Raw genomic sequence first — 12,586 nt, 5'->3', positions numbered from 1 at the left:
GGGAATGGTAGACCTTAGTGTTTGTCGAGCCCAAGTATGGACTTTAACGTTTCTAATGTATTTACATCACCTTGACGACTGGCTTTCGTTAAGGCTTGAGTTGGGGCATGAATTAGCCTGTTGGTTAACTTATTGGCTAATTCTAGAATAACTTGTTGTTGATCGCCGCCTTGCTCCATTTTATTAAGCGCTTTAGCTACTAGCTCGTCTTTGACGGCAAGGCTTTGTTCACGATATTGGCGAATGCTATCTACATTGCGTAAAGAACGCAACAAGGCACTGAATTGAGCTGACTCGTCTTTAGCAATTAACTCTGCTTGCTCAGCGGCTTGTTTGCGTGACGCCATGTTTTGTTCAATGATGCTGTGGAGATCATCAACGGTATACAAGAAGGCATCGTCGAGTTCGCCGACTTCGGCTTCAATGTCACGCGGTACGGCAATATCGACTAACAACATAGGTTGATGGCGACGTTGCTTAAGTGCCGTTTCTACAAGCCCTTTACCTAAAATCGGTAATGGACTGGCAGTTGAAGAAATGACAATATCGGCGTGAGGCAAGTGTTCAGGTATGTGTTCGAGCGTTACCGCTTTTGCATCAAACTCTTCACACATGGCTTCAGCACGAGTAAGAGTACGGTTAGCTACTGTAATGGAACTCACACCATTATCTTTTAGGTGTCTGGCAACTAACTCAATCGTCTCACCTGCGCCAATCAATAACACTTTGGTGTTCGATAAAGAGGCGAAGATGTGCTTTGCCATACTGACGGCCGCAAAGGCAACAGAAACCGCTGCACTGCCAATATCTGTTTCGGTTCGAATGCGTTTAGCCACTGAAAACGTGGTTTGAAATAAGCGATCAAGTGTCGCGCCTACGGTTCCGGCTTCTTTGGCTTTGGTGAATGATTGTTTCACCTGACCAAGAATCTGCGGTTCGCCCAAAACTAATGAGTCTAAACCTGCTGAGACTCGCATCAAATGATTTATGGCATCTTGATTTTCTAGCGCGTAGCTATGTTCTGTCAGCTGCTCTTTAGGAATGTCATGAAACTTATGTAACCAAGCAATGGCTGACTCTGCGCTGATATGATTGCAATAGAGCTCTGTGCGATTACAGGTTGATAGGATCACCGCTTCACCCGCAGGAGCGCATTGAGCTAACTCTTGCATGGCGGTATGGATCACATCGGGGGAAAAGGCGACTTTCTCGCGCAAATCCACGGAGGCGGTTTTATGGTTGATCCCAATGGCTACAAGACTCATCTACACTCGTACTAAATAATTGTTATGCTGCTCTATATCGTGAGGCGCTATTCTACTGAAAAATAGCACTTAAAAACAGAATTCCTGACGTTTTATACGGCTTTATTGATTTAGTTCTAAAATCGCTTGGCGTAATTCTTGATTTTTAGGGCAGGCAATTTCATGTTTTTTGGCTTGTTTTTCAATAAAGCCATTAATAAATTCAATTTCGGTTTGTCTGCCAGCTTCTACATCTTGCAGCATTGAAGAGCGGTTGTTCGCCGTTAGCTTTATTACGTCATACACTCGTTGGGTTACTTCAGTTAAATCCAATAACACGCCTTCTGCTTTTGCCACCTGAATCAGCTCGACAATAACCTCTTTTACTACTAAGTCGAATTTAGGTAAACCAATATCACCATTGCGACATTGATGTAGGCTTGTTAGTGGATTTATGACAGCATTAACCGCCAATTTGTGCCATAACGCCGTTAGAATATCTTCTTTCCATTCGCAATTTGGAATGTTTTTAAGGATATGTTTTTGAGCTGAAATTGTCAGTGGTGTCCCATCGATATGACCAATTTGTGTAAGACCATTACCTGAGTGAGTCACATGCCATTGGCTTTTACGGAAAGCCCCCTGTGAGGTGGTGGCTAACGATAATCCTTGTGTCACTTTTAAGCGAGGAACAATGGATAAATAAGGCCCCATCCCGTTATGCATTAAAATTAAATGAGCATGGGGATTTAAATTGGGAAGCAGAGGCTCAAGGGCTTCAATAACTTGATAGGCTTTGACACAAACTAGTATGACATCAAGATCAGCAATTGAGGTATGGCAAGAAGGAATGACAGGGAAATGGCGTTGGCTGATTATTCCATCAAGCTCAGTTAACGATGCGTCGATTGAGCTTAATCTTGTTACTCGATGACTGAGAAGCTGAACATCACAGTCATTAGACAATTGAAACGCTAAAAGCTGACCAATATTACCTGCGCCAACAATGCCAATCTTGAGTCTTTTATCGGTCACTTTTTACCTTGCTGAACGAACTGATGTTTAATTTTATGATAAGCGACGAGAGCCAGATAAAATGCCGCAACGCCCGCCAAATCTGCCACAAAGTCAGCAAAGGATGCACTGCGATAGGGAATGAACCCTTGGATCACTTCAATCAACACGGCATAGGCGGCTAATGCTGAAGTTAGCCAATACCATTTTGGCTTAAATGAGCCATAAGCTAGCCATGCTAAAGCAAAGAAACTGCCAAAGTGCCCAACTTTATCTATGTGTTCAAAGCTGCTCTGGCTGTAACTTGGGCGTGAAAACACTAAATAACTGATCACAATAAAAACAATCGCCAATAAGCATTTAAAAATCAGTGAATACTTCAACAAAGGTCTCTCAAACAGGAATGTTTTGTCTCATTATATTTTGCAGGGCTTAAAAGGCAATGAATTGATTTTTATTGTGAATAAATCCTTGCAAAATAGCTGAAAAACTCGATTCTCAACTAGCAAGCTTTTATACTTTTGGAAAAGTATATTTTGAGTGAGAAATCATTATGCCATCTATGGATATTGTGTCGGAAGTCGATAAAGTAGAACTTCGAAATGCGGTCGATAACGCCAAACGTGAATTATCGAATCGCTTTGATTTTCGTGGGAAAGAAGCCTGCATTGAATTGAACGATTTTGTTGTTACTTTAACCGCAGAAGACGATTTTCAATGTAAGCAACTGGTCGATATTTTCCGTATGCAAATGAGTAAGCGCAATCTAGACCCAGCCGCTATGGATGTTGATGAAACTGCGGTGCATTCGGGAAAAACATTTTCACTTAGAGCTCGTTTTAAGGAAGGTATTGAAACCGACACAGCTAAAAAACTCGTGAAACTGATCAAAGCGTCGAAGTTAAAAGTGCAAGCGCAAATTCAAGGTGACAGCCTTCGTGTTACAGGTAAAAAGCGTGATGATCTTCAAGCGGTCATGCGTTTAGCAAAAGAGTCGGATTTAGGTCAACCGTTTCAGTTTAATAACTTCAGAGACTGATATATAAAGGGCTGCCAGTTGGCAGCCCTGTTATTATTCAAGTCTACTTTAACCCTTCAACTTATTAATCTCTTCATTCACTTCATAGCCTTTATCAGTGATGATTTTCTCTAACACCACTAAGCGGTGTTTGATGCTTTCCACTTCATCAATCAGCTTCATTTTATCGCTGCTATCGATTTTGGCTTCAAGCTGTTTCATGCGTAAACGGTACTTGAAAAAGTCTGCCCCAAAGATGGCGAAAAAGATGATAGCGATGATGATAATGTTACTGAATTCACTAATATCCATAATATTCCCTTATAAATGAGTTATGTAGACATCGCTTAACATAGCAATATTGATGCCCAAATAAAAACGCCTAATTTTCAATAGATTATGAAAACTAGGCGTTATAAGGGTAGGTATGTTGGCTAACTTAATTTGAGAATTCACTCATTATTAGCGATTTAAACCAGCATAATATTTGTCTAATTGGACAGATAAACCGTTTTCCATTACGACTCTGACATGTTTTCTGTTCAACTCTCTAGGACTAGAGACACCGCAAGAGTGAGCGATAAGCTCAACGTCGTAGTGTAAATTGCCATTGTAATTCGCCACTCGTTCAGCTTTGTCTTTGGGGTTTAGACCCGCTTGAAGTTTAGGGTTGTGAGTAGTGATTCCAGTAGGGCAAGTATCTTTATTACAATGCAAAGCTTGAATACAGCCTAGGGCAAACATATTACCTCTAGCTGAAGCGATAAAGTCGGCACCGATGGCCAATGCCCAAGCCACCTTTGATGGAACGATTAACTTGCCTGATGCAATAACGCGAATACGAGGACGCAGATTATATTCATCTAAGGTATCCACTAATATCGGTAAGCCTTCTTTGAGTGGTAGACCCACATAATCAATCAAAGGCTGCGGAGCGGCACCTGTTCCACCATCGGCACTATCAACAGTGAAAAAGTCTGGAGCGCTATCAATACCACGACGCATAATTTCTTCACAAAAATTAGTGAGCCATTGAACGTCGCCTATTACAGCTTTAATGCCTGTTGGCTTGCCTGTGACTTCTCGAACATGATTGATCATATCTAAAATATCGCCCACGTTTTTAAATTCTATGTGTCCGTTAGGGCTTATAGAATCTTCGCCGACTTTAATTCCACGAATACGGGCAATCTCTTCGGTCACTTTTCTACCGGGTAAAATACCACCTTTACCGGGTTTAGCCCCTTGACTGAGTTTGATTTCGAACATTTTGACTTCATGGTGAGCAGCGACGCCAGCTAATTTTTCGTCATCGAGATGACCTTCAAGATTTCTTACGCCATATTTGGCCGTGCCAATTTGAAACACAACGTCACAGCCGCCGTCTAGGTGGTAGTCTGATAAACCACCTTCACCTGTATTCATCCAGCATCCAGCTTTGGCTGCACCATTTGAAAGCGCTAGTACAGCAGGTCTAGATAATGCGCCGAAACTCATGCCTGAGATATGACAAATTTTATCGGTGGTATATGGGTACCTACAACCTTCGCCTATGGTTAGTGGTTGACTGGGAGCTAGGTCTGATTCTAATGTTGGGAAAGCCGTGTTCATAAACATAATGCTGCCTTCGGTTTCTAATAATCTTGTTGAACCAAAGGCTAATGAGCGATCTACTTTTTTGGCGGCACGATAAACCCAGCTACGCTCAGCACGATTGAACGGCATTTCTTCGCGATCTTGAGAGAAAAAATATTGTCTGAAAAATTCGCCTTGGCGTTCGAAAATGTAACGGAATCGTCCGATGACAGGGTAGTTATGGCGAATGGCATGTGTGGTTTGCGTTTTATCGACAATGTACATGTAAATAATCGCAAGAACACCAAGTCCCACTGCAACTAAAAACAAGCTTCCCATGAAATTTAGGCCGCGGGCTATCCAATCAACATGCTCCATCATATTCGCCTCCAGAAATGGATGTTGGAATGAGTTCAGACTAATTCTAGTTAAAGAATATTCATTAACTATAATCCTTGAGAAATAAATTGTGTATTTTTAGTACAGGTTACTTTATGTTGGCTCAAAGGTTACTAAGGAAAAGTTTATGTGGATAACAGGTAAAGTTGTTGAACGAATAGACTGGAATGACAAGCTTTTTACATTAAAAATCGATGCTGATCTTGCGCCTTTCACGGCTGGCCAGTTTATTAAGCTGAGTGAAACCCGAGAGGGAAAACGAGTGGCAAGAGCATACTCTTTAGTCAATCCACCCAATAGTCGCTATCTAGAAGTTTTGGCGGTTGAAGTTGAAGATGGTCAGCTTTCTCCGGTTTTACAAAACCTTAATGTAGATGACACCATTGAAGTGTCGGCGACAGCAGCAGGCTTTATGGTGCTGGATGAAATCCCCACTGGTGAGCTTCAAGGTAAACATTTGTGGTTTTTAGCAACGGGTACTGCCGTAGGGCCATTTATTTCTATGATGGAAACCGATGAGCCTTGGCAGCGTTTTGAAAAAGTGGTTTTAGTTTACGGAGTCAGAACAGTAGAAGATTTGGCTTACTTAGTTGAGCTTAGATCGTTGGAAGAGAAATACCCCGAGCAGTTTACATTGGTGCTATCTGTTACTCGTGAATCGTTTCCGCAAGCGATATCTACTCGCATTCCACAAGCCATTGCCTCAGGTGAGTTAGAACAAATAACAGGGATTGAGTTTTCATCTCAAGACTCCCAAGTCATGATTTGTGGTAACCCGGGGATGGTACAAGATGCTCAGCAATTCTTATTTGATAAGGGGTTGAAAAAGAACTTGCGCAGAGCACCGGGGAACATTACGGTAGAAAAATATTGGTAGAGAGAATTGGTATTATGATAAAACTTTTATACTCTAATGCTTCACCTTATGCGCGCTTACCTCGAGTTTTACTGCATTATTTTGATGTTACTGATATTGAGTCGACGATTTCTAATCCATTTGAAAACCAAGATATTTTGATTTGTGCTAATCCATTGGCAAAAGTACCATGTTTAGTTTTTGACGATGAAAGGGGCATTTACGACAGTGAAGTCATTTGCCGTTACTTAGACAAAACCTATGGCGGTGAACAATTATTTTCTCAAGCGGAAGGCTGGTCGCAGCAAACTCAAATTTCAATGCTTAAAGGCTTGATTGACAGTACGGTTGGATTAAGACAAGAACAAATGCGTGAAGACGAAGGAGTTAGATCGCCATTTTGGACAGACCGATTTGAAAAAGCCATTTTACGCACCACCAGTTATATTGAAAAAGAAGCCTTTTCTATCACTGAAAGTAATAGTTTAACCATTCAGCAAATATTGTTGGTTACCGCGTTAGACTACATTGAATTTCGCTTTCCAGAGTTAGATTGGGTAAGTCACTGTCCTAAATTAGATAAATGGTTTAAATCAATCAGAAATCTTGCATGTTTTGAACAAACTCGTCCTTGTTAGCCCTCAGCTTTGGTGTTAATTGCGATAAGAATGAGCAAGGAGCAATAGTTTGAACGCCAACAGAAGCGCACGTCTGATAGGCAGGAAGCCTGAATGCCGTGAAGCACATGGATGTGCGAGAACGGTCATGTGCGGACGACCGTGACATCCTGTCACGGACGGTTTTCTTATCAAACTATTACTCCTATTGAGATGAATTTCGATAATTCACACATTTTGTAAGCATTTTCTAATGTAGTAGGAGGTTGATGTGGAGTTACTTACTGGAATGTCGCTTGTTGAGTTTATTGGCTATTCCGCCTCAGTAATAGTTGCCGTGTCACTGATGATGAAAAACATCGTTTGGCTTAGAGTTCTTAATTTTATCGGCTGCTTTCTTTTTGTTATTTACGGTACTGAAATTCAAGCTTGGCCTGTGGCTGGTATGAATGCCTTTGTGTGCTGTATCAACGTATATCATTTAGTAAAGTTGTATCGAGAAACTTAAATGCTCACCAGTACATTTCGCTTTTTGTATACAATATGTACCTATCTGGTTAATCTAGAATCACGACTAACCAGATAAGATTTAGTATGAAGCTCATTGATTCCTTTCAAGTAAAACAAGCGCTAACTTTTCCAGATTTGGTTAGTGCCCTAAAGCAAACGTTTTCTTTGCCCTTTGGTATGCCACAGCGTCAGGTGTATGAGTTATCTAGTGATAATCATGATGCCTTTGCTGTGCTGCCTGCATGGAACGAAGAAGTTATGGGCGTGAAGTCATTCACTTATTTGCCAGATAACCCAGAACATCTTAAATCCATTTATGCGCAAATCTTGCTGTTTTCTCGTAAAACCGGAGAGCCGTTAGCCGTGGTAGATGGCACAGAAGCGACTTATTGGCGAACGGCGGCCGTATCGGCATTAGCGGCCAGTTATCTTGCCCCAATTCATGCAGAACGATTGTTACTGTGTGGTACCGGAAATTTAGCGTCGTATATGGCGTTAGCTCATGCCAGTGTTCGCCCAATTAAAGAAGTGAAAGTGTGGGGACGTAATGCCAGTAAGATCCAAACCGTGGTTGAAAAAATCAAAGCAGAAAGACCTGATTTACACGTTTCTTCCTTAACAGAGTTAACCCAACAAACGGTCAATTGGGCTGATATTATTAGCTGCGCCACTCGTTCACCTAAACCATTATTTGAAGGAAGCTGGGTCAGTGAAGGTACTCATGTTGATTTAGTCGGTAATCATTTAAAAAATGCCAGAGAATGTGACACTGAGTTGGTGTTACGATCTGACGTTTATGTCGATGCCAAAATCAATACCTTTTCTGAAGCGGGAGAATTGCTGATCCCTGTGGCAGAGGAAAAATTTGAACTTGCCAAAGTGAAAGGGGAGTTAAGTCAATTATGCAAAGGAGAGATTGACGGTAGAACTGTAGATTCAAGCATTACATTATTTAAGTCAGTAGGCACTGCTATAGCGGATTTAAGCTGTGCTCACCTTGTATATCAACAAACTTAAAAATATTTTCAAACCATTTAAACCTTTTATGGTTTAGTACCTGTCTAATTAGCAAACAACATCAAAAGCATTCAAGGAAAGCCAGTGCTCGCACTGCCAGAAGAACTCAAAATATTGGATAAAGAAAGTCAGTGGATTGCTCTAGCGCAACGGGGTGATCAACAGGCATTTCATCAATTGTATTTGATCCATCATCAAAGAATTATGGCGTTGGCAATGCGTCTGGCTGGTGATCCTCGCCAAGCGGAAGAAATCACTCAAGATTGTTTCGTTCGTCTGTGGCACAAGTTGCCCAGTTTTAAAGGTGATAGTCAATTCTCAACTTGGCTACATCGATTATGTGTCAATCACGCATTGAATATGCTTAAAGCCCAAAAGAGCTTATGGGCTCGATTTTTCAATATCGATTCTGCACCTGAAGAAAGCTATTTCGATGAGTATCAAGCGTTGGATAAGTTGATTTTAACCTTACCCGAGCGAGCAAGATGGGTGTTTGTTCTACATGCTGTTGAAGGATATCAACACAACGAAATCGCTGAAATGTTAGATATTTCAGAAGGGACAAGTAAAGCCCAATATCACAGAGCCAGAGTGTTGCTAAAGGAAAAACTCGCATGAGTAAAATGACAGATAAGCAATTAGATGAACTTATTGATGCTCTGCCAAATGAAATGGCGGCAAGCCCAAGTGTATGGCAAAGAGTTCAACAAGAAATTGACGCTAAACCTATTCGAAAAGCGCCGCAGTTACTGCCTTGGGCATTGATTGCCAGTGTAGTGCTGACCGCGATACTGAGCTGGAAACTGTTTGATCATGAAAGCTTGATGTTAAAGCCTGAAAGTAAGAGCTCAGCCATTTTGGCATTGATTGACAATATCGAGCGCAGTCATCAGCAGCAAGTCAGTCAGTTACAACAAAGTATGCAGCTGGTGGCATGGCGAGAGAATCCAGAATTTTCACCATTTAAAAAAGGCTTGGGTGAATTAAGGCAAGCCATGATTGAGGTGATCAAGCAATTAAAACAGCAACCACAAGATAAACAATTATGGGATTTATGGTTGTGGATGCAGCAACAGGAATTGAATTTACTCGGACAAGAGCAGCAAGTACAGCAGATTGAATCAATATAAGCACTTAAGTCGATATTTGATTTGAGTGTTATGGAATTAAGAAGCACTAGTGCGAACGCCAACAGAAGCATACATCCATGTACTGACGACCGCTATACCCTGTAACGGACGGTTGTCTTATCGAACAATTGCTTCAAATGACATTACCAATAGTGTCAACATTTTGAATGAAAGGAAGATACGATGAAATTAGTAAAAATAGGGCTTTTAGCAATAACGGTAAGCTTGGCTTCCTTATCAGCAATGGCTGGAAAAGCGGTCAATAAAACCTTGGACGTTTCAACCAATCCTCATATTGATATCAATGTGAAACGCGGAAATGTGGAAATCAAGACTTGGAATAAAAACCAAGTGATGGTGAAAGGAACCCTTGATGAAAAAAGTGAGGGCTTCATATTCAAACGCGATGGTAAGCATATTCAGATAGAAGATAAGATCCCTAAGCGTTTAAATGGATCTGATAGAAAGGGTAGTCAATTAGTGATAACCGTACCTGCAAGCTTGAACTTAGATGCAGAAGGCGTCAGCGCGGATTATCAAGTGTCTAATGCTAAAGGTGAAATCAGCGTTGGCAGTGTTAGCGGAGATGTCAAAGCGAGCAAGCTTAGCGGTGATATTGAAATCAATACGGTTTCAGGTGAAATTAAGTTAAAAGCGTTAACAGGCAGCGCTAAAATCAACTCGATTTCAGGTGAAATCACAGACTCGGATAGCCAAGCCAAAGTGATTTACAGCTTGGTCAGCGGTAACTTAAAAGCGGAAAATAACGGTGAAAGCATCGAAGTGCAAACGGTTTCAGGGGACATTGATGTCGATTTCCCTAAGGTCACCAAGTTAGATGTAAAAACCGTTAGCGGTGATGTGAATGTTCGTTTGTCGGGTAACGTAGATAAAGTTCGCGGCAAAAGCGTGAGTGGTGATATCGACTTACATTTTTACAGCATGCCTAACAGCAGTTTTTCTATTAACGGTGGTCCGGGCGGCGATATCAATAATCACCTAACAGATGATAAGCCAAAACGTAGCCGTTATACCAACTCTGAATCGATTGATTTTTCGACTGGAAAGGGAGCTGGCTCAGTACGTATGAGTACCATTAGTGGTGAATTAACCGTTAGCAAGAAATAATAAAGAAATGAGGTCGCTCTATCATGAGCGACCGTTAAATTTTTCTTAACCGACAGAAGCCACTTCTTCATCTGACAAATAACGCCATTCGCCAACTTCGAGTTCTTCGTCTAATTCGATATGACCAATCGCTTCACGATGTAAGCCAATGACTTTATTACCAACAGCGGCAAACATACGTTTCACTTGGTGGTATTTACCCTCAGTGATAGTAAGCAGGCAAGTCGTTTCATCTAATATCTCTAACTGCGCGGGTTTGGTTAAGCCATCTTCGTTTCTTAGTTCAACGCCTTTTGCGAAGGTGTCGATAAGCTCTTCTGTAAGTGGATCAGCCACTTCAACCCAATAGCGCTTGCCGCAGTCTTTTTTAGGCGAAGTAATTTTATGAGACCACTGCCCATCATCGGTGATCAAGATTAAGCCTGTGGTATCTGCATCTAATCGTCCGGCAATATGGAGCTTGTCGATTTTAGGTACGTCGAGGTAATTCAGCACCGATGGATATACTTCATCCACATTAGAACACAGCGTATCCATGGGCTTGTTCATCATGATATAGCGACCAGTGACAACCGTGAGCGGGTTATCATCCACGCACACTTCCATATCTTCTTTGACTTTAAAACTGGGATCTTTTACGACCTCGCCATCAACAGTAATGTCACCTGTTTTAAGGGCTTTTTTGGCTTGGCTACGAGTAAGATCGGTGGCTTCACAGATAAATTTGTCTAAACGCACAGTAATTCGATAAGGTAAGGTAAAACTAAGCGCAGTTTAACACGGAACGGAGCGAAGAATGATCACATTATACGGGACACCAAAAAGTCGAGCGTTACGGGTTTCTTGGATACTGGAAGAATTAAACCTTGATTGGGAATTCTCTTACTTAGATTTTTCCAAAGGTGATAATCGTTCACCAGAGTTTCTTGCTATGAACCCAAGTGGCAAAATGCCTGTGATCAAAGATGGTGATTTTGTGCTGACCGAGTCGGCTGCGATAGCCCTTTATCTTGCGGAAAAGTATGGCAATGGGAAGCTACTGCCGAAAGCAGGAACGAAAGAGTCTGCCAAACATCACGAATGGGTGAGCTTTATCATTACTGAGCTTGAGCAGCCTTTGTGGAGTATGGGGAAACACCGATTCGCATTACCTGCTGAAATACGAATTACTGAGATGAAAAATACGGCGATATGGGAGTTTAACAAGGCTGCAGAACTGGCTGAGAACAAGTTAACAGACAGTCACTATTTGTTAGGAGATGAATTGACTGTAGCCGATATTTTACTGGCTCATACCTTATTGTGGGCACAAGTATTTGAGCAAACAATACCGCCTAAATTGACCGCTTTTTATGAAAGAATGCAACAATTACCGAGTTTGAATTCTGCGATAGAGAAAGCCAAAGCCAGTATTCCGGCTTAATATTTTTCTTGATAAAGATAGGGATAATACCAACAAATGAGAACAATGGTGGGATAAGCCAACCGTCCGTGACAGGATGTCACGGTCGTCAGCACATGGACGTGCGCTTCTGTTGGCGTTCACACTGTTGTTCTCGTGCTCGATAGCTCTACAACTGAGTTGCCGCCCATTTAGCGCGGCTTTCACGACTTTCAGATAAACCATTATCAGCGCGAAACGCTTTATATGCTTCAGCATCTAAGGATACTAATGCTACATCCACTTCCAGTACGAGCTTACATTCTTTTTTAATACGCCAAGCAGCTGTGTTGTATAGCTCTGTTAGTGGTAATGAGCTTAAAAACTCTGGGTTATATTGGGTGTATACCGCTTGAGTAGGGTAAACCACAAACGCTAAACGACGTTTAGGTTCTTTTTTAAATAACTCTTCAATGCCATCACAAGTGTTCAGCACTTGCATTTCAATGACATCATCGATGTCGAGTAAGGTTTTTTCAGCTCTAGGATCGATAGCTGCTTCACCGTTTTCCCAAGCTTGTACTTGCTCAAGAGGCTGCTTGGTTAAATCAGCCACTTGTTGTTGAGATAAACCTAAAGATTGACGAAGTGTTTGTACTTCAATTGCATTTAAAGATGCGAAATTTGCCATTGGTAT

16 protein-coding genes are annotated in these 12,586 nt (G+C 41.5%); 9 read left to right on the top strand and 7 right to left on the bottom strand.

The genetic code is table 11. From position 1 onward, the window contains the following. Nucleotides 1-14 precede the first annotated feature (14 nt). The 3 genes from hemA to E2H97_RS15125 form a co-directional block, all read right to left on the bottom strand. Nucleotides 15-1,265, bottom strand: coding sequence for a glutamyl-tRNA reductase (hemA, locus tag E2H97_RS15135; protein WP_133407905.1), 1,251 nt, complete (start codon nucleotides 1,263-1,265; stop codon nucleotides 15-17). A 102-nt stretch (nucleotides 1,266-1,367) separates the two neighbouring features. Next, a complete protein-coding gene (locus E2H97_RS15130) occupies nucleotides 1,368-2,279 on the bottom strand; it encodes a ketopantoate reductase family protein (RefSeq protein ID WP_133407904.1) in 912 nt (303 codons plus the stop codon). Then, a complete protein-coding gene (locus E2H97_RS15125; RefSeq protein ID WP_133407903.1) occupies nucleotides 2,276-2,644 on the bottom strand; it encodes a VanZ family protein in 369 nt (122 codons plus the stop codon). The genes E2H97_RS15130 and E2H97_RS15125 overlap by 4 nt, the downstream gene beginning before the upstream one ends. 167 nt (nucleotides 2,645-2,811) lie before the next feature. Between E2H97_RS15125 and E2H97_RS15120 the strand changes: the two genes are divergently transcribed. Then, on the top strand, nucleotides 2,812-3,297 hold the full coding sequence (locus tag E2H97_RS15120; protein ID WP_133407902.1) for a YajQ family cyclic di-GMP-binding protein: 486 nt from the start codon (nucleotides 2,812-2,814) through the stop codon (nucleotides 3,295-3,297). 48 nt (nucleotides 3,298-3,345) lie between these two features. Here the strand turns inward: E2H97_RS15120 and E2H97_RS15115 are convergent, their stop codons facing one another. After that, entirely contained in the window at nucleotides 3,346-3,588 is a 243-nt protein-coding gene (locus tag E2H97_RS15115) for a nitrite reductase (protein WP_133407901.1), read from the bottom strand. Nucleotides 3,589-3,738: 150 nt separating this feature from the next. Continuing rightward, the gene (locus E2H97_RS15110; RefSeq protein ID WP_133408670.1) at nucleotides 3,739-5,229 is read right to left on the bottom strand and encodes an FMN-binding glutamate synthase family protein; all 1,491 of its coding nucleotides are present in this window, start codon (nucleotides 5,227-5,229) and stop codon (nucleotides 3,739-3,741) included. 148 nt (nucleotides 5,230-5,377) lie between these two features. Here E2H97_RS15110 and E2H97_RS15105 point away from each other — a divergent pair, with 148 nt between their 5' ends. The 7 genes from E2H97_RS15105 (at nucleotide 5,378) to E2H97_RS15075 (ending at nucleotide 10,508) form a co-directional block, all read left to right on the top strand. After that, nucleotides 5,378-6,127 (top strand): ferredoxin--NADP reductase, encoded by a 750-nt coding sequence (locus E2H97_RS15105; RefSeq protein WP_133407900.1) that lies wholly within the window; start codon nucleotides 5,378-5,380, stop codon nucleotides 6,125-6,127. A 14-nt stretch (nucleotides 6,128-6,141) separates the two neighbouring features. Continuing rightward, nucleotides 6,142-6,744: a glutathione S-transferase family protein gene (locus E2H97_RS15100; RefSeq protein ID WP_246029011.1), complete on the top strand. Its 603-nt coding sequence runs from the start codon at nucleotides 6,142-6,144 to the stop codon at nucleotides 6,742-6,744. A 268-nt stretch (nucleotides 6,745-7,012) separates the two neighbouring features. Continuing rightward, nucleotides 7,013-7,231, top strand: a complete 219-nt coding sequence (locus E2H97_RS15095; RefSeq protein WP_133408668.1) for a YgjV family protein — start codon at nucleotides 7,013-7,015, stop codon at nucleotides 7,229-7,231. 86 nt (nucleotides 7,232-7,317) lie between these two features. Next, nucleotides 7,318-8,250 (top strand): bifunctional Delta(1)-pyrroline-2-carboxylate/Delta(1)-piperideine-2-carboxylate reductase, encoded by a 933-nt coding sequence (gene lhpI, locus E2H97_RS15090; RefSeq protein ID WP_133407899.1) that lies wholly within the window; start codon nucleotides 7,318-7,320, stop codon nucleotides 8,248-8,250. A gap of 84 nt (nucleotides 8,251-8,334) precedes the next feature. After that, the gene (locus tag E2H97_RS15085) at nucleotides 8,335-8,868 is read left to right on the top strand and encodes an RNA polymerase sigma factor (RefSeq protein ID WP_133407898.1); all 534 of its coding nucleotides are present in this window, start codon (nucleotides 8,335-8,337) and stop codon (nucleotides 8,866-8,868) included. Further along, nucleotides 8,865-9,380: a hypothetical protein gene (locus tag E2H97_RS15080; RefSeq protein ID WP_133407897.1), complete on the top strand. Its 516-nt coding sequence runs from the start codon at nucleotides 8,865-8,867 to the stop codon at nucleotides 9,378-9,380. Before E2H97_RS15085 ends, E2H97_RS15080 begins: the two co-directional genes overlap by 4 nt. 183 nt (nucleotides 9,381-9,563) lie before the next feature. Beyond that, on the top strand, nucleotides 9,564-10,508 hold the full coding sequence (locus E2H97_RS15075; RefSeq protein WP_133407896.1) for a DUF4097 family beta strand repeat-containing protein: 945 nt from the start codon (nucleotides 9,564-9,566) through the stop codon (nucleotides 10,506-10,508). A gap of 45 nt (nucleotides 10,509-10,553) precedes the next feature. Here the strand turns inward: E2H97_RS15075 and rsuA are convergent, their stop codons facing one another. After that, entirely contained in the window at nucleotides 10,554-11,246 is a 693-nt protein-coding gene (gene rsuA / locus E2H97_RS15070; protein WP_133407895.1) for a 16S rRNA pseudouridine(516) synthase RsuA, read from the bottom strand. 58 nt (nucleotides 11,247-11,304) lie between these two features. Here rsuA and E2H97_RS15065 point away from each other — a divergent pair, with 58 nt between their 5' ends. Continuing rightward, nucleotides 11,305-11,931, top strand: coding sequence for a glutathione S-transferase family protein (locus E2H97_RS15065; RefSeq protein ID WP_133407894.1), 627 nt, complete (start codon nucleotides 11,305-11,307; stop codon nucleotides 11,929-11,931). A 148-nt stretch (nucleotides 11,932-12,079) separates the two neighbouring features. On the opposite strand, the gene E2H97_RS15060 is transcribed toward E2H97_RS15065, so the two are convergent. Next, nucleotides 12,080-12,580, bottom strand: coding sequence for a DUF4447 family protein (locus E2H97_RS15060; RefSeq protein WP_133407893.1), 501 nt, complete (start codon nucleotides 12,578-12,580; stop codon nucleotides 12,080-12,082). Nucleotides 12,581-12,586: the final 6 nt, after the last annotated feature.

The sequence above is a fragment of the Parashewanella tropica genome (assembly GCF_004358445.1).
Classification (GTDB): Bacteria; Pseudomonadota; Gammaproteobacteria; order Enterobacterales; family Shewanellaceae; genus Parashewanella; species Parashewanella tropica.
This window is presented reverse-complemented; position numbering and strand designations above follow the sequence as displayed.